A 16,981-nucleotide genomic window follows, 5' to 3' on the forward strand; every position below is an offset into this window, starting at 1 on the left:
CACCATCGCCGGGTTTTTTACGCCCACAGCCTGCCCAGAAGAAGACAGCCGTCATGCGTCCTGCCCGTGCCCTGATCGACCTCGACGCCCTGCGTCACAACTACCGCCTGGCCCGTGAACTCGCCAACGGGGCCAAGGCCCTGGCCGTGATCAAGGCCGATGCCTATGGCCATGGCGCCGTGCGCTGCGCCCAGGCTCTAGAGCGCGAGGCCGACGGCTTTGCCGTGGCCTGCATCGAGGAGGCCCTGGAACTGCGCGCCGGCGGCATCCAGGCGCCGGTGTTGCTGCTGGAAGGCATCTTCGAGGCGGACGAGCTGCAGCTGGTGGTGGAGCACAACTTCTGGTGCGTGGTGCATTCGCTGTGGCAGCTGGAAGCCATCGAGCAGGCGCAGTTGAGCAAGCCCATCGTGGTGTGGCTGAAGCTGGACTCGGGCATGCACCGGGTCGGCCTGCATCCCAAGGATTATGCGGGCGCCTACCAGCGCCTGCTGGCCAGCGGCAAAGTGGCGAAAATCGTGCTGATGAGCCACTTCGCCCGCGCCGATGAGCTGGACTGCCCCAGCAGCGCTGACCAGGTGGCAGTGTTCGAAGCCGCGCGCCAGGGCCTGGCGGCGGAAACCAGCCTGCGCAACTCGCCGGCCCTGCTGGGCCTGCCCCAGGTGCCCGGCGACTGGGTGCGCCCAGGCATCATGCTTTACGGTGCCACGCCGTTCGAAGCGCCCCAGGCCGAGGCGGCGCGCCTGCAGCCGGTGATGACCCTGGAGTCCAAGGTCATCTGCGTGCGCGAGCTGCCTGCTGGCGAGCCGGTTGGCTACGGCGCCAGGTTCATCACCGACAAGCCCATGCGCATCGGCGTCGTCGCCCTCGGTTATGCCGACGGCTACCCACGCCACGCGGGCACCGGCACCCCGGTGCTGGTGGCCGGCAAACGCAGCCGCCTGCTGGGCCGGGTGTCCATGGACATGCTGTGCATCGACCTGACCGACACGCCCGAAGCCGAGCTGGGCAGCCCCGTGGAACTGTGGGGCAAGCACATCCTGGCCAGTGAAGTGGCCGCCTGCGCCGAGACCATCCCGTACCAGATCTTCTGCAACCTGCGCCGGGTGCCACTGGTCTATTCCGGGGATTGACGCCTGGTTGCGCAGGGCCGCAAGTCGCCAGGGCGTAGGCCGGGCGGGGTACAAGTGTTGTAAATACTGAACGCTGTTGCCATGATAACGTTCAAAACAACACCCCTGACCGTGAATACCCCCTGGAGGCACCAGCATTGGACGTCGGTGAACGACTGCAAGCCATTCGCAAACTCAAAGGTCTGTCCCAGCGTGAACTCGCCAAGCGTGCGGGCGTCACCAACAGCACCATTTCGATGATCGAGAAGAACAGCGTCAGCCCCTCGATCAGCTCCCTGCGCAAAGTGCTGGGGGGCATTCCCATGTCCATGGTGGAATTCTTCTCCGAAGAGCTGCAGCCCGAAAACCCGACCCAGATCGTCTACAAGGCCAATGAGCTGATCGACATCTCCGACGGTGCCGTGACGATGAAGCTGGTGGGCAAGGCGCACCCGAGCCGGGCCATCGCCTTCCTCAACGAGATCTACCCGCCCGGCGCCGACACCGGCGAAGAGATGCTCACCCATGAAGGCGAGGAGACCGGCATCCTGCTCGAGGGCAAGCTGGAGCTGGTGGTGGGCGCGGAGACCTTCATTCTCGAAGCGGGCGACAGCTACTACTTCGAAAGCACCAAGCCGCACCGTTTCCGCAACCCCTACGACGAGCCTGCCCGGCTGATCAGCGCCGCCACCCCGGCGAACTTCTGACCGTCGATTACAGCGCTACACTCAATGTTCAGGGAGCCGTGGCCTGCGCGCCACGGCAATACCCATGAGAACAATAAGGTTGTTCCGGGGCGGCAGGCTTTGTCGCTATACTGGACGCTGCCTGCGAAACCGTGGCCGCGGGCGCGATTAGCCACCATGAGGGTGTAGGCGTGAACTTCAAAATCAACAAGATGCTGGCCGCACCAGCAACCGCACTGGCCCTCTGGGCCCTGACTGCCCAGGCAACCACCACCGACGACATCGCCAAGCGCCTGGAGCCCGTTGGCCAGGTCTGCGTGCAGGGCAAGGAGTGCCCCGGCATGGCCGTGACCGCCGTGGCCGCCGGCGGCGCCGCGAAATCCCCCGACGACGTCATCGCCAAGCACTGCAACGCCTGCCACGGCACCGGCCTGCTCGGTTCGCCAAAAATCGGCGACGGCGCCGACTGGGGCAAGCGCGCCAAGGAACAGGGCGGCGTCGACGGCCTGCTGGCCAAGGCCATCACCGGCATCAACTCCATGCCGCCCAAGGGCACGTGCTCCGACTGCACCGACGACGAGCTGAAAGGCGCCATCAAGAAAATGTCCGGGCTCTGACGCGCCTTTCCCATGCTCACCACCACACCGGAGCCGCAGCGGCAACGGGTGCGTTTTGTTTGGAAACATCTCTTGTGTTGTGCCACCGTGAGGCAGAACCGATAATGTCCCGCGTGGGAACAATGTAGCTACATTTTGGCGGAGAGGTGATCAACATGGCCGCGATACTGAAGACCACTGATGTGCGGTGCCGCATTGAAGAGGATTTGAAAATCAGCGCCACCGAGGTGCTGAAGTCCTGCGGGCTAAGCTTGAGTGATGCAATGCGCCTGTTCCTCCGTCAGGTTGTGGCGAGTCAAGGTCTGCCTTTTGAGGTAAGAGTGCCGTCGGAAAAAACCGCGCGCGCCATGCAGCAGGCACGGGAGATCCATCGGCATTTCAACTCGATAGACGAAATGCTCGGTGATACGGATGGCGATGTTCCAAAAAAAGGAAAAACGGGCAAAAAGGCCTAAACGGTGTTCGCAAACGCCGGAGTTCAGGAAGTCCTGGGAGCGCTATAACCGTGCGGGTCGCCGTGACATGAACGAAGTATGTCGGGTCATGACACTGCTTTTCATGGGCGAGCTGTTACCGCCGATTTATAGGGATCATGATCTTGTGGGGGAGTGGAAAGGGTTCAGGGAATGCCATATTGGGGGCGACTTTCTTTTGATTTATTCGTTGCCCGAACCCGACCTCGTTTTGTTTGTCGATCTGGGTAGCCATGCGGAGCTGTTCCGCTGACCATCTGAATGGCCCTCTGGAGCATCAGGGTGCAATTGAGCGCAAGCGGAGGTGCCGATGACGCAAGTCTGTTCGATCGATCGTGCCGTGGATGAGGTGCTGGCAAGGCTGCCGGCACATATTCACATGGGCCTGCCGCTGGGGCTGGGCAAGCCCAACAAGTTCGTCAACGCGCTGTACGCGCGCATTCGCCAGTTGCCCGAGCGGCGCCTGACCATCTACACCGCCCTGAGCCTGGGCCGCCCCAAGCTGGGCGACGGCCTGCAGAAGCGCTTCCTCGAGCCCTTCGTGGAGCGGGTCTACGGCGATTACCCCGAGCTGGACTATCTCGCCGACCTGCACGCCGACAAGCTGCCCCCCAACATTCGTGTCGAGCAGTTCTTCATGCAGCCGGGCAACCTGCTGCACAGCCATGTGGCGCAGCAATCCTACGTCAGCAGCAACTACAGCCACGCCGCCCGTGACATCAACGCCCAGGGCCTGAACCTGGTGGCGCAACTGGTGGCCCAGGCCCCTTACCAGCCGGCGAAGCTGAGCCTGAGCTGCAACCCGGATATCACCCTGGACCTGCTACCGATGCTGGCCAAGCGGCGCGAGGCCGGCGAGACGATCCTGATGCTCGGCCAGGTGCATGCCGAGCTGCCGTTCATGGCCGGCGACGCCGAGGTGGACCGCAGCCTGTTCGACCTGATGATCGACGAAGCCGACGCCACCACGCTGTTTTCCACACCGAACATGCCGGTAGGCCTGCAGGACCACTTCATTGGCTTGCACGCCAGCACCCTGGTGCGCGACGGCGGCACGTTGCAGATCGGCATCGGCTCCATGGGCGATGCGCTGACCGCCGCGCTGCTGGCGCGCCAGGCCGACAACGCCGGCTATCGGGCCTTGCTGGAAGATATGGACCTGGCCCCCTGGCAGCCGCTGATCGAGCGCGAAGGCGGGCTGGCGCCGTTTGCCGAGGGCCTGTACGGCTGCAGCGAAATGTTCGTCAATGGCCTGTTGGTGCTGGCGGAGGCCGGCATCGTGCGGCGCAAGGTGTACGCCGACGTCGCTACCCAGGCGCTGGCCAACAATGGCAGCCTGGACGGGGCCGAGCCGCCGGGTGTCAGCATCCACGGCGGTTTCTTCCTGGGCCCGCGCAGTTTCTACCAGCGCCTGCGCGAACTGCCTCTGGAAACCCTGGACGGTTTCAACATGACCGCCATCAGCTACATCAACGAGCTGTATGGCCAGGAAGCGCTCAAGCGCCTGCAACGGCGCGACGCACGTTTCATCAACACCGCGTTTACCGCGACCCTGCTGGGCGCGGCGGTCTCCGACCAGTTGGAAGACGGCCGGGTGCTCAGCGGCGTGGGCGGGCAGTACAACTTCGTGGTGCAGGGCCATGCGCTGCACGACGCGCGTTCGATCCTGGTGCTGCGCAGCTGGCGCGAGGCCGGGGGCGAGGTGAGCTCCAACATTCTCTGGGAGTACGGCCACTGCACCATCCCCCGGCACCTGCGCGATATCGTGGTGACCGAGTACGGCATCGCCGACCTGCGCGGCCGCACCGATGCCCAGGTGATCGAGGCCATGCTGACCATCACCGACTCACGCTTCCAGACCTCGCTGATCGAGCAGGCGCAGGTGGCCGGCAAGCTGCCCAAGGATTTCCGCCTGCACCCACGCTTTACCGACAACACGCCCGAGCGGCTGAAAAGCCTGGCGGACAAGCACGCGAAGCTGTTCCCCGAATATCCATTGGGGTGTGATTTCACGGTTGAGGAACGGGACCTGCTGCGGGCGCTGAACTGGCTCAAGAGCAAGTTCAAGCTCACCGAGCTACTGGACCTGGGCAAGGCGGCGCTGGACGCGCCACCGGCGTCGAGCTTCCCCGTGCACTTGATGCGCATGCAATTGGCGCAGCCAGAGGGGTTGCGGGAGGATTTGTTGCAGCGCTTGCTGCTGGCGGGGTTGCAGGCCACTGTGCAGCCGGAGCCCTTGAGCTACCTGCGGGGGTAGCGGGACGCGGCCTTTGGCCGCTGCTACGAAGACCCGTAGCAGCGGCCAAAGGCTGCGTCAGCCGTTACTCGATGAACGTAACCACGCCATCTTTCAACGATTTGACGCGCGCCAGGGATTCCACGTGATAACCCTGGGCGTCCAGTTCGGCGCGGCCGCCCTGGAACGACTTCTCGATGACGATACCCAGGCCGGCAACGCTGGCGCCGGCCTGCTTGATGATCGAGATCAGCGCCTGGGACGCCTTGCCGTTGGCCAGGAAGTCATCGATCACCAGCACGCGGTCGCTGCTGTTGAGGTGGCGCGGCGAGATGGCCACGGTGCTCTCGGTCTGCTTGGTGAACGAGTAGACGGTGGCCGACAACAGGTTCTCGGTCAGGGTCAGCGACTGGTGCTTGCGCGCGAAAATCACCGGTACGCCCAGTTTCAGGCCGGTCATCACAGCCGGGGCAATGCCCGAGGCTTCGATGGTGACGATCTTGGTCACGCCGGAGTCCGCGAACAGGCGGGCGAACTCGTCGCCGATCTGCTGCATCAGGACCGGGTCGATCTGGTGGTTCAGGAAGGCGTCGACCTTCAGTACCTGATCGGAAAGCACGATGCCTTCTTCGCGAATTTTCTTGTGCAGTGCTTCCACGGCAGTTCCTCAATATACGTATTGGCCCCGGCTACGGGGCCGAGGCGGTGTTGAATCAGCGTTTGAGCATGGCGCGAATATCGGCCAATGCATTGTTGCCTCTTACGGCTTTGACTTCCGTGGGGGTGTCATCATTGCCTTCCCAGGCGAGATCATCCGGCGGCAATTCATCGAGAAAACGGCTGGGCGCACAATCGATGATTTCGCCGTACTGCTTGCGCTTGGCCGCGAAGGTGAACGCCAGGGTCTGGCGTGCGCGGGTGATACCCACGTAGGCCAGGCGGCGTTCTTCCTCGATGGTGTCGGCCTCGATGCTGGAGCGGTGCGGAAGGATTTCCTCTTCCATGCCCATGATGAACACGTAGGGGAATTCCAGGCCCTTGGAGGCATGCAGGGTCATCATCTGCACGCCCTCGGCACCGTCTTCCTCTTCCTGCTGACGTTCAAGCATATCGCGAAGCACCAGTTTACCGATGGCTTCCTCGATGGTCATGCCGCCTTCTTCGTCTTTTTCCAGGGTGTTCTTCAGGGCCTCCACCAGGAACCACACGTTGCTCATGCGGTAGTCGGCGGCCTTGTCGCTGGAACTGTTGGTGCGAATCCAGGTTTCGTAGTCGATGTCCATGATCATGCTGCGCAGGGCGGCGATCGGGTCCTCGCCGGCGCAGTTCTCGCGCACCTTGTCCATGTAGCGCTTGAAGCGCGACAGGCGGTCGGTGAAGCGCGCGTCAAGGTGCTCGGTCAGGCCCAGCTCGTCGGTGGCCTGGTACATGGAAATCTTGCGCTCGGTGGCGTAGTTGCCGAGCTTCTCCAGGGTGGTGGAGCCGATCTCGCGGCGCGGCACGTTGATTACCCGCAGGAAGGCGTTGTCGTCGTCCGGGTTCACGATCAGGCGGAAGTAGGCCATCAGGTCCTTCACTTCCTGGCGCCCGAAGAAGCTGTTGCCGCCGTTGAGGCGGTAGGGCACCTGGTGGTGCTGCAGCTTGAGCTCGATCAGCTTGGCCTGGTAGTTGCCGCGGTACAGGATGGCGAAGTCACTGTAGGGGCGGTCGGTGCGCAGGTGCAGGGTGAGAATTTCCATGGCCACGCGCTCGGCCTCGGCGTCCTCGTTCTTGCAGCGCAGCACGCGAATCTCGTCGCCGTGGCCCATTTCGCTCCACAGTTGCTTCTCGAAGGCGTGCGGGTTGTTGGCGATCAGCACGTTGGCGCAGCGCAGGATGCGGCTGGTGGAGCGGTAGTTCTGCTCCAGCATCACCACTTTCAACGACGGATAGTCGTCCTTGAGCAGCATCAGGTTTTCCGGGCGCGCGCCGCGCCAGGCGTAGATCGACTGGTCGTCATCGCCCACCACGGTGAACTGGCAGCGGGTGCCGATCAGCAGTTTCACCAGCAGGTACTGGCTGGCGTTGGTGTCCTGGTATTCGTCCACCAGCAGGTAGCGCACGCGGTTCTGCCATTTCTCCAGGATGTCGGCGTGCTCCTGGAACAGCTTGACCGGCAGCAGGATCAGGTCGTCGAAGTCCACCGCGTTGAACGCCTTGAGCGTGCGCTGGTAGTGGGTGTAGACGATGGCTGCGGTCTGTTCCTTGGGGTTGCGGGCGTTTTCCAGCGCCTCGGGCGGCAGGATCAGGTCATTCTTCCAGGCGCCGATCATGTTCTTGATCTCGTCGACGCCGTCGTCGCCCGAGTATTCCTTTTGCATGATGTCGGTCATCAATGCCTTGACGTCTGTTTCGTCAAAGATCGAGAAACCAGGCTTGTAGCCCAGGCGCGCATGCTCCTTGCGGATGATGTTCAGGCCCAGGTTGTGGAAGGTGGACACGGTCAGGCCGCGGCCTTCGCCGCCGCGCAGCAGGGTGCCCACGCGCTCCTTCATCTCGCGCGCGGCCTTGTTGGTAAAGGTCATGGCGACGATGTATTGGGCGCGGATGCCGCAGTTCTGCACCAAATGGGCGATCTTGCGGGTGATCACGCTGGTCTTGCCGGAGCCGGCACCGGCGAGCACCAGAAGAGGGCCGCCGACGTAGTTCACGGCTTCTTGCTGCCGGGGGTTGAGTCGGGACATGCGAAATTAGGGTCGCTAGCGAAAATGGCCGGGCATTTTAACAGGGTCGAGGAATAATGCCGCGACCATCCGACACTGTGACGCATCCCTCTATCTAAATTTGCCGCTTTTGATACTTTGCCGCAGGATACGTAACAATTTTACCGCAGATAGTCGAAAATAGCGGTCAGGGATGGCTGCCGTCGCCATCCCGGGGTTGTCGCGTCCTGCGATGCAGTCCTTTTTCCTGCCGTATTTGCCAGTGGATTTTCCTGAGGAGCCCGCTTGTCTACGCCCGTCGAACCTGTGCGCCTGTTGCTTCTGGCCAACGACCCAGCCTGGGCGGCGTCGTTGCGCGAGTGCCTGGCACCGCTTGGCGCCGCCGCCATGCTGGTGGTGGCGCAGTCGTTCGAGGCGCTGGGCGAGGTGTTCCAGACCGACCGCACCGCCGTGGTGCTGGCGACCCCGCAGCTGCAACCGGTGCCGGGGCGTTGCAGCCTGCCGGTGGTGTTGCTGCTGGAACAGGAGCCGGCGCAGCCGCCCCTGGGCGCCAGCGACTGGTTGGTACGCGACACACTGAGCGTCGATGCGCTACGCCGCTGCCTGCGCCACGTGCGCGAGCGCGGGGTGCTGGAAGGCACGCTGCAGCGCCTGGCCGAGCAGGACCCACTGACCGGCATCGCCAACCGCCAGGGCTTCCAGACCCTGCTCAACGCGCGCCTGGCTGAATTCGAGGGCCGCGGCCTGGCCCTGGGGCACCTGGACCTGGACAACTTCCGCCACGCCAACGACGCCCTTGGCCACCAGGCCGGCGACCGCCTGATCCTGCAGGTGGTGGCCCGCCTGCGCAGCCAACTGGACGCCGGCGACCAGCTGGCACGCCTGGGCAGCGATGAGTTCGCCTTGTTGATCGACACCCGCCGCGACGCCGAGCGCGCCGAGCGGCTGGCCGAGAACATCGTCGAGGCCCTGGCCGAGCCCTATTGGGTAGATGGTGAAAGCCTGCTGATCGGCTGCAGCCTGGGCATTGCCCACGCCCGCGCCCAGGCCGGCGCCGACCCGCTGATGTGGCACGCGCACATCGCCATGCAGCAGGCCAAGAGCACCCAGGGCTGCACCTTCCATGTCTTCAACGAGCGCATCAACCGCAACGCCCGCAGCCTCGCCGACCTGGAAAGCGAGCTGCGCCGCGCCCTGCGCCGTGACGAACTGGAACTGCACTACCAGCCGCGCCTGGACCTGCAAAGCGGCGCCATCGTCGGCCTGGAGGCGCTGGTGCGCTGGCGCCACGCCGAGCGCGGGCTGTTGCCGCCCAGCGAGTTCGTGCCGCTGGCCGAGCAGAGCGGGCTGATCGTGCCGTTGGGCTACTGGGTGATTTCCCGCGCGCTGCGCGACATGCAGGCGCTGCGCGAAGCCGGCCTGCCGGAGCTGCACATGGCGGTGAACCTGTCGTTCCGGCAGTTCCAGGACAGCCAGTTGCTGGCCACCCTGGGCCGGCTGATCGCCGACCGTGGCATCGATGCGCGCTGGCTGGAGTTCGAACTGACCGAAACCGCGGTGATGCGCCGCAACGATCTGGTCAAGCAGACCATGGACGCGCTGGGCCGCCTGGGCGTGCGTTTCTCGCTGGACGACTTCGGCACCGGCTTTTCGTCGTTCGTGCACCTCAACAGCCTGCCCATCGCCCTGCTGAAGGTGGACAAGAGCTTCGTCGGCGGCATGGAGCAGCGCGAGGAGAACCGCAAGCTGGTGCACGCCATGATCAACCTGGCGCACAACCTGAGCCTGGAAGTGGTGGCCGAGGGCGTCGAGACGCCCGAGCAACTGGCCCTGCTGCGCAGCTTTGGCTGCGACCAGGTGCAGGGTTATCTGATCAGCAAGCCTCTGCCCCTGCCCGAGCTTCAGGAGTACCTGATGTTTGGGCTGTCCCAGCGCGCGGTGCAGGGCTGAGCGCGGCGGCGGCCTTGAGCCGCCGCACGCGCCACTCGAACGCCAGCGTCAGGCTGGTGGCCGAGCAGGCCAGCCCCAGCGCCAGGCCCCACCATACCCCCTGCGGCCCCCAGCCCAACGGGAACGCCAGCAACCACGCCGCGGGCGCGCCAATCAGCCAGTAACAGCCCAGGCCGACCAGGAAGGTCACCTTGGCGTCCTTCAGGCCGCGAATGGCACCCATGGCGATGGTCTGCACGCCGTCGAACAGTTCGAACCAGGCGGCGATGCCCAACAGCACCACGGCCAGCTGGATCACCCCGGTGAAGCCTGGGTTGTCGCGGTCCAGGAACAGCTCAACCAGCGGCTGTGGCGCCACCCAGAACAGTAGGGCGAAGCCGAGCATGGCCAGGGCGCCGAAGCCGATGCCTACGCGCCCGGCCAGGCGCACGGCGTGCAGGTTGCCGGCGCCATAGTGCTGGCCCACGCGCATGGTCACCGCATAGGACAGGCCGGCCGGCACCATGAACGCCACCGAGACGATCTGCAGGGCAATCTGGTGGGCCGCCAGCTGCGTGCTGCCCATGGTGCCCATGCACAGGGCCGCGAAGGCGAACAGCCCGACCTCCACCGAATAGGTGCCGCCAATCGGCAGGCCCAGCCGCCACAGCTCGCGCAGCGCCGCCAGTTGCGGGCGCGCCAGGCCCTGGCGCAACGGGTAGGGCTGGTAGGCCGCATGCAGGCGAATGTACAGCGCCAGCGCCACGGCCATGCCGGTGGCGACGATGGCCGTGACCAGGCCGATGCCGGTCAGGCCCAGCTTCGGCAGGCCGAACAGGCCTTCTATCAGTGCGTAGTTGAGGCCGAAGTTGGCCACCACGGCCACCAGGCTGATCATCATCACCGGGCCGGCGCGGCCCAGGGCGCTAGTGAAGCCGCGCAGGGCCATGAAGCTCAGGTAGCCCGGCAGGGCGAAGGGCAGCAGCAACAGGAACTGGCGCGCGCCGTCGACGTTTTCCGGGGTCTGGCCCAGCATCAGCAGCACCGGGCCCAGGTTCCACATCACCAACGCCCCCGCCAGGGCCATGGCCCAGGCCAGCCATAGCCCGGCCTGGGCCAGGCGCGTCACCCCGGGCACGTCGCCAGCACCTTGGCGGATGGACGCCAGGGTGCCCACGGCGGCGATCACGCCAATGCAGAAAATCGACACGAAGGTGTAGCTCACCGCGCCCAGGCTACCGCCGGCCAAGGCTTGCGGGCCGAGGCGGGCCATCATCAGGGTGTCGGTGAGCACCATCAGCATGTGCGCCAGTTGCGAGGCAATCAGCGGCCCCGCCAGGCGTAGCAGGGCACCGAGTTCGATACGGATGGCGGAAGGCATGGGCAGGCTCGTTTCACAGGTAGCAGGAGAGCGGCAATTCTGGGCGCTTGTCGACTTTGGCACAAAAGGATAAAAACGATGCCTGGCATGAGTTTTACTCATTCGAGCAACGTCGTTTGCCAGCGCCCGTGATTTTTCCAGGAATTGCCCTCATGTCCCGTCGCCTGCCGCCTCTGTATGCCCTGCGTGCCTTCGAGGCCGCCGCCCGCCATAGCTCGTTCACGCGTGCGGCGGATGAGTTATCGATTACCCAGAGCGCGGTCAGCCGGCACATTCGTACCCTTGAAGAGCACTTTTCCTGCCGGCTGTTCCAGCGCAACGGCCGCAACCTGCAGCTCAGCGAGTCGGCGCGCCTGCTGCTGCCCGGCGTGCGCGAGGGCTTCGCCGCCCTGGAGCGCGCCTGCGCCACGCTGCAGAGCGAAGACGATGTGCTGCGCATGAAAGCGCCTTCCACGCTGACCATGCGCTGGCTGCTGGCACGGCTCAGCCGCTTCCGCCACCTGCAGGCCGGCAACGAGGTGCAGCTCACCAGCGCCTGGATGGACGTGGACCACGTGGACTTCAACCACGAGCCGTTCGACTGCGCGGTGCTGCTGGGGGACGGCAATTTCCCACCCGACTGGCAGGCCACCTACCTGTTCCCCGAACTGCTGATCCCGGTGGGTTCGCCGGCGTTGATCAGCGACCAGCCGTGGACCGTGGAGCAACTGGCGGCGGTGGAGTTGTTGCACCCCACGCCGGACCGCCGCGACTGGCGCGACTGGCTGGAGCGCATGGGCCTGGCCGAGCGCATCTCGCTCAAGGGCGGCCAGGCCTTCGATACCCTGGAGCTGGGGATGATTGCCGCGGCGCGCGGCTACGGCGTGTCCATCGGCGACCTGCTGATGGTGGCCGAAGACGTGGCCCAGGGCCGCTTGAGCCTGCCGTGGCCGACCGCCGTGGCCAGTGGACTGAATTATTACCTGGTGTGGCCCAAGACCCGGCCGGGTGGCGAGCGTCTCAAACGCCTGAGTGATTTCCTGCAGGCCGAGGTGCAGGCCATGGAACTGCCGGTGGTCGAAATTCTGCGCTAGGTGGCGAAAAGCCCTTAAAATGCCATCAGTTTAACGTTTGCGAATAACCTGCCCAAGCACTCAAGTATTGGCCGTCGCAGCCGAATCTACAGGGTGCAGGACCTCATCCAGAAAGGTCCGTTTAAAACCGAATCGAACACTACGCCGCCTGGCCCCGAGCATCTCGGGTGTGCCCTGCGGTCAGGAGCCATCATGTCTCAACCCCGTGCCCGGATTGCCTCGCAACTCGGTATCGCCCTTGCGGCCATTCTCGCTGTCGTCATTACCGGCAGTACTGTCTTTGCCCTGCGCTCGCTGGACAGCGCCAACCTCGCCACCCGCGAGCAGCACCTGGCCAGCGAGGCACGCTTGCTGGCCGACCAGCTCAGCACCTTCCATGGCACCCTGCGCGACAGCACCCAGCGCCTCAGCGGGCTGTTCGAGAAGCGCTTCGCCAGCGGCCTGACCCTGGACAGCGACGCGCCCATCACAGTGGCCGGCGTCGCCACCCCGGCGCTGCTGCTCAACGGCAAGGCGCTGAACAACGACTTCCGCGAAGTGGACGACTTCCGCCAGATGACCGCCGGCGTGGCCACCGTGTTCGTGCGCAAGGGCGACGACTTCGTGCGCGTCAGCACCTCGCTGACCAAGCAGGACGGAAGCCGCGCCATCGGCACCCTGCTCGACCACCAGCACCCGGCGTACACGCGCCTGCTGGCCGGCCAGAACTACGTGGGCCGCGCGCTACTGTTCGACCGCTACTACATGACCCAGTACACCCCGGTCAGCGACCGCAACGGCCGGGTCATCGCCGTGTTGTTCGTCGGCTTCGACTACACCGACGCGCAGAACGCCCAGTTCGACAACCTGCGCCGCTTCCGCATCGGCCACACCGGTTCCCTGGCGCTGCTGGACGAAAACAGCAAGTGGCTGGTGGCGCCCGCCGGCGTGCAGGGCCTGGCCAAGGCCACCGACATTCTCGACGACTTCATCAAGCACCCGGGCCAGGGTGACTTCTGGAGCGACACCAACGAAGACTTCTACAGCGTGGCCGTGCGCTTTGATGGCGGCCCCTGGAGCGTGCTGGCGACCATGCCCAAGGCCGAAATCCGCGCGGTGACCTGGAGCGTGGGCATTCGCCTGGCCATCGGCAGCCTGTTGGCCATGCTGCTGGCGGTGGGCGTGTCCATGTGGCTGCTGCGCAGCAAGCTCAAGCCGCTGGGTGACCTGGTGCGCCAGGCCGAAGCGCTGGGCGCTGGCGACCTGGACGCGCGCCTGAACGTGGCCAGCAACGATGAAATCGGCCAGCTGGCGCGCAGCTTCAACCACATGGGCGAAGCCCTGGCCACCATGGTGACGCACATCCGCAACGCCGCCCACGAGGTCAGTGGCCGGGCCCAGGCGCTGTCGGGCATGTCCACTGGCGCCTACGAGGGCATGGAGCAGCAGTCCGGCGAGATCAGCAGCATGGCCGGCGCGGTGGAAGAGTTCAGCGCCACGTCGCTGAACATCGCCGACAACATGGGCAACACCCAGCGCATGGCCCAGCAGAACGCCGAGCAGACGCGCATCGGCCGCAGCTCGATGACCGAGGCGTCGTCGTCGCTGGAACAGATTGCCGGCGCGCTGAACAGCACCGCCACCGTCATCAACACCCTGGGCCAGCGTTCCCAGGAAATCGGCGGCATTGTCGGGGTGATTACCTCGATCGCCGAGCAGACCAACCTGCTGGCGCTGAACGCCGCCATTGAAGCGGCGCGCGCCGGCGAGCAGGGTCGCGGCTTTGCCGTGGTCGCCGACGAGGTGCGCAGCCTGGCCTCGCGCACGCGCCAGGCCACCGATGAAATCTCGGCCATGATCGGCAGCATCCAGCACGAGACCGGCAATGCCATCAGCACCATGGAGCAGGGCAAGGAACTGATGGAAGAAGGCCTGTCGCGCAACGCCAAGGTCGCCGCGGCGCTGTCGCACATTGATGAGCAGAGCCGCTCGGCGGGCGAGCAGTTCGCCGCCATCACCACGGCCACTCAGGAACAGAGCAGCACCGCCACCTTGCTCAGCAGCAACCTGCAGAGCATCGCCCTGGCCAACAGCGAACAGCGCGAAGTGGTCTCCAACCTGGCCATCACTGCCCGCGAGCTGGAAACCCTGGCCGCCGACTTGCGCCAGGAAGTGAACCGCTTCCGCGTCGGCCGCTAAGCTTCAGGCCAGGCTCGCCAACCCCAGCTGCGCCGCGCACTGTTGTAGTGAGCGGCGTTGGCTCTGGGCGTACAGCTCCAGCTCGTCGAGCACTGGCCGGCCCAAGGCCTGGTGGAAGCTGTCCTGGGTCGAGCCGCCGGCATAATTGCTCTGGGCCGCGTCGCCGAGGTTGGATTGGAAGATCCCGGCGGCGCTGACGGGCAGGAAGTCCTCGTACACCAACGGCTCGAAATGCACGTGGCCGGCGTCGATCAGCCCTTGCAGGCTGGTGGGGCGGCCAGCCTGGTCGCGTGCCGCCAGGCCTTGCTCGGTGGCGAAGTAGCGGAAGTAGGCCAGGTCCTGCTCGCGCATCTGCCGCATATCATCCGGAAACTCGGCGAAATGTTCGCCCAGCTGGCGCATGTACTCTTCGGCGTTGCTTTCGCTGGGGAAGCCTGCCAGCGCCTCGCGGGAATTGTTCAATAAGCGGTCGTACAGCGCTCGCCCCTTGGGCGTCAGCGCTGCGCCGCGCTGTTCGATCTCGCCGAAGCGCGCGGTGTGGCTGCCACGGGTGCCGTGCTGGTCGGTGAAGGTGATGCTTTCCTGCAGGGCCTTGAAGCTGGTCTGGCGCAGCAGGATAGGGTGACGGCGGGTGGGCGGGCCTTCGATCACGGCCTTGGGGGTGATGCCCTTGCCGGGCATCGCCGCCTGCACGGCGTCGATGTCCAGGGTGCGCGGGGTCAGGTGGTTGATGTGCGGGCCCTTGAAGGCCACCACGTCGGCGATCAGCCGGTGCTGGTCGTGCAGTTGCTGATACTGCGCGCTGCTGACGGTGGCGCTATGGTGCCAGCGGAAGGTTTCCAGGGCCTGGGTGACGAAGGCCTCGGCGTCCGTTTCATCGAGGCCGCCGTCGCGTTCGCATTGGTCAATCAGTTGCAGCGCGCGCGGGGTGAAGATCTGCCGTTGCGCCAGCAGGCCCTGGGCCAGTTCGCGCAGGGGCAGGTTGTCGATCAGCTCCAGGCGCAGCAGCGAGGTGAACACGCGGAACGGGCTGACCTGCAGGGCCTGCTCGTGCACCGCGCGGAAGGCGGTGGAATGCACCGGCACACCGGCGGGCGTCAGGTCGTAATAACCCACAGGCTGCATGCCCATGACCGCGAACAGGCGGCCGATGGTGGCCAGCTCCGCAGCGGTGCCCACGCGGATGGCGCCGTGGCGCTCCATGTCCAGGCGCTGGATTTCGCCGGTCCATTGCAACGCCTCGGCGACCTCCGGCTGCTGGGCCATGACGGCCTGGTTGACCTCGCCTACCAGGTCCAGCAGCGCCCCGTAGAGTGGCACTTCCTGCTTGTACATGGCGGACATGGCCCGCGAGAACCGGGCGCGGATCTGGTCGGGGCTGACGAAGCTGGGCATGGCGAAACTCCGAGTGAATGAGCTGAGCCTATGAAAGCGGGGAATGACCAGGGGCTGCAAGCGAAAAAAAGTAGGTGTTTCATTCCGCAAATTCGTGCAAGCCCGGACGCGGCCTGGGGCCGCTGCTACAGGAACCGCGTTACCAGCATCGCTGTCGGTGGGCTGCGCGCCCCCGTAGCAGCTGCCGTAGGCCGCGTCGTAGGGCTAGGCCAACTGGTCAGTGACCCAATCCACCAACGCCCGCACCTTCGGCACTTCCGCCGCATGTTCCTGGTACGCCAGGAAATACGCACCGTTGCTGCGCATCGCGTGTTGCCACGGCACCACCAGTTTGCCTTCGGCCAGGTCGCGTTCCACCAGGTAGCGCGGCACCAGCGCCACGCCGCAGCCCGACAACGCCGCGCTGATGCACATGTAGAAGGTGTCGAAGCGCGGGCCGTGGTAGCTGTTGGCCGAGTGCAGGCCCTGTTCCAGGAACCATTCGTGCCAGGTCTCGGGCCGCGAGGTGCTTTGCAGCAGCACCTGTTGCGACAGCTCCTCGGCGCTGGCCAACTCGCGACCGCCCAGCAGGTCTGGGGCGCACACCGGTACCACTTCTTCGGTGAACAGCTCCATGCAGGTGGCGCCCGGCCAGGTGCCCTGGCCGAAGAAAAATACCACGTCGGCCTTGGCCTGCAGCAGGTTGAAGGGCTCCAGTTCGTTGCGGATGTCCAGGTGGATGTTGGGGTGGCGCTTGCCGAAGCCCTTCAGGTGCGGGATCAGCCAGCCCACGCCGAAGCTGGGCTGGGTGGCCACGGTCAACACTTCGGTTTCCTGGCCGTAGGAGAGGATGTAGCGGCTGGACATGTCCACCTGCACCAGGATCTTGTTCACCTCAGCCAGGTACAGGCTGCCGGCCGGGGTCAGTTGCAGGCGCCGGCGGATGCGCAGGAACAGGTGGTGGCGCAGCATCTCTTCCAACTGGGCCACCTGTTTGCTCACCGCGCTCTGGGTGAGGTGCAATTCCTCGGCGGCGCGAGTAAAACTCAGGTGGCGGGCGGCGGCTTCGAAGCACTGCAGGGCGGCCATCGAGGGCACCAGGCGTTTGGACATGTCGATCTCGGCGGGCAAACGGGGGAAACATCATGCCCTGGAGGAATGATGTGCTGAATAAAGGTCGTTTGTTGCGTATCACTATTCGGATTAATACTGATCCCATCGCT

General features: G+C 65.1%; 14 protein-coding genes. 9 read left to right on the plus strand and 5 right to left on the minus strand.

The genetic code is table 11. The features are described 5' to 3' along the window. Positions 1-53 precede the first annotated feature (53 nt). From alr to AC0J42_RS01160, 6 genes are all read left to right on the plus strand, one after another. Positions 54-1,130, plus strand: a complete 1,077-nt coding sequence (gene alr / locus AC0J42_RS01135) for an alanine racemase (protein ID WP_473005060.1) — start codon at positions 54-56, stop codon at positions 1,128-1,130. Between the two features lie 137 nt (positions 1,131-1,267). Then, on the plus strand, positions 1,268-1,816 hold the full coding sequence (locus AC0J42_RS01140; RefSeq protein WP_027980762.1) for a cupin domain-containing protein: 549 nt from the start codon (positions 1,268-1,270) through the stop codon (positions 1,814-1,816). Between the two features lie 191 nt (positions 1,817-2,007). Continuing rightward, positions 2,008-2,412 carry a c-type cytochrome gene (locus AC0J42_RS01145; RefSeq protein WP_416427514.1) on the plus strand — a complete coding sequence of 135 codons (405 nt, stop codon included), beginning with the start codon at positions 2,008-2,010 and terminating at the stop codon, positions 2,410-2,412. A gap of 155 nt (positions 2,413-2,567) precedes the next feature. After that, on the plus strand, positions 2,568-2,867 hold the full coding sequence (locus AC0J42_RS01150) for a type II toxin-antitoxin system RelB/DinJ family antitoxin (RefSeq protein WP_416421842.1): 300 nt from the start codon (positions 2,568-2,570) through the stop codon (positions 2,865-2,867). Beyond that, complete coding sequence (locus AC0J42_RS01155) at positions 2,830-3,138, plus strand: type II toxin-antitoxin system YafQ family toxin (protein ID WP_473006797.1); 309 nt, start codon at positions 2,830-2,832, stop codon at positions 3,136-3,138. Before AC0J42_RS01150 ends, AC0J42_RS01155 begins: the two co-directional genes overlap by 38 nt. Before the next feature lie 57 nt (positions 3,139-3,195). Next, positions 3,196-5,142, plus strand: coding sequence for an acetyl-CoA hydrolase/transferase C-terminal domain-containing protein (locus tag AC0J42_RS01160; RefSeq protein WP_473005061.1), 1,947 nt, complete (start codon positions 3,196-3,198; stop codon positions 5,140-5,142). 64 nt (positions 5,143-5,206) lie between these two features. On the opposite strand, the gene AC0J42_RS01165 is transcribed toward AC0J42_RS01160, so the two are convergent. Both AC0J42_RS01165 and rep read right to left on the minus strand, forming a co-directional pair. Beyond that, entirely contained in the window at positions 5,207-5,779 is a 573-nt protein-coding gene (locus AC0J42_RS01165; protein ID WP_416421844.1) for a xanthine phosphoribosyltransferase, read from the minus strand. A gap of 55 nt (positions 5,780-5,834) precedes the next feature. Continuing rightward, positions 5,835-7,844 (minus strand): DNA helicase Rep, encoded by a 2,010-nt coding sequence (gene rep, locus AC0J42_RS01170; RefSeq protein ID WP_416421845.1) that lies wholly within the window; start codon positions 7,842-7,844, stop codon positions 5,835-5,837. Between the two features lie 264 nt (positions 7,845-8,108). Between rep and AC0J42_RS01175 the strand changes: the two genes are divergently transcribed. Beyond that, a complete protein-coding gene (locus tag AC0J42_RS01175) occupies positions 8,109-9,773 on the plus strand; it encodes a putative bifunctional diguanylate cyclase/phosphodiesterase (protein ID WP_416421846.1) in 1,665 nt (554 codons plus the stop codon). On the opposite strand, the gene AC0J42_RS01180 is transcribed toward AC0J42_RS01175, so the two are convergent. Further along, positions 9,697-11,133 (minus strand): NorM family multidrug efflux MATE transporter, encoded by a 1,437-nt coding sequence (locus AC0J42_RS01180; protein WP_473005062.1) that lies wholly within the window; start codon positions 11,131-11,133, stop codon positions 9,697-9,699. The two genes, AC0J42_RS01175 and AC0J42_RS01180, sit on opposite strands and share 77 nt — an antisense overlap. A 152-nt stretch (positions 11,134-11,285) precedes the next feature. Here AC0J42_RS01180 and AC0J42_RS01185 point away from each other — a divergent pair, with 152 nt between their 5' ends. Both AC0J42_RS01185 and AC0J42_RS01190 read left to right on the plus strand, forming a co-directional pair. Continuing rightward, positions 11,286-12,206 (plus strand): LysR substrate-binding domain-containing protein, encoded by a 921-nt coding sequence (locus tag AC0J42_RS01185; RefSeq protein ID WP_473005063.1) that lies wholly within the window; start codon positions 11,286-11,288, stop codon positions 12,204-12,206. A gap of 192 nt (positions 12,207-12,398) precedes the next feature. After that, complete coding sequence (locus tag AC0J42_RS01190) at positions 12,399-14,384, plus strand: methyl-accepting chemotaxis protein (protein ID WP_416421849.1); 1,986 nt, start codon at positions 12,399-12,401, stop codon at positions 14,382-14,384. Between the two features lie 3 nt (positions 14,385-14,387). Here the strand turns inward: AC0J42_RS01190 and hglS are convergent, their stop codons facing one another. Both hglS and gcvA read right to left on the minus strand, forming a co-directional pair. Next, positions 14,388-15,779, minus strand: a complete 1,392-nt coding sequence (gene hglS, locus AC0J42_RS01195) for a 2-oxoadipate dioxygenase/decarboxylase HglS (RefSeq protein ID WP_473005064.1) — start codon at positions 15,777-15,779, stop codon at positions 14,388-14,390. 204 nt (positions 15,780-15,983) lie between these two features. Continuing rightward, entirely contained in the window at positions 15,984-16,871 is an 888-nt protein-coding gene (gcvA, locus tag AC0J42_RS01200; RefSeq protein ID WP_416421851.1) for a transcriptional regulator GcvA, read from the minus strand. Positions 16,872-16,981 lie beyond the last annotated feature (110 nt).

This window comes from Pseudomonas sp. Tav-5-1A, from assembly GCF_055755055.1.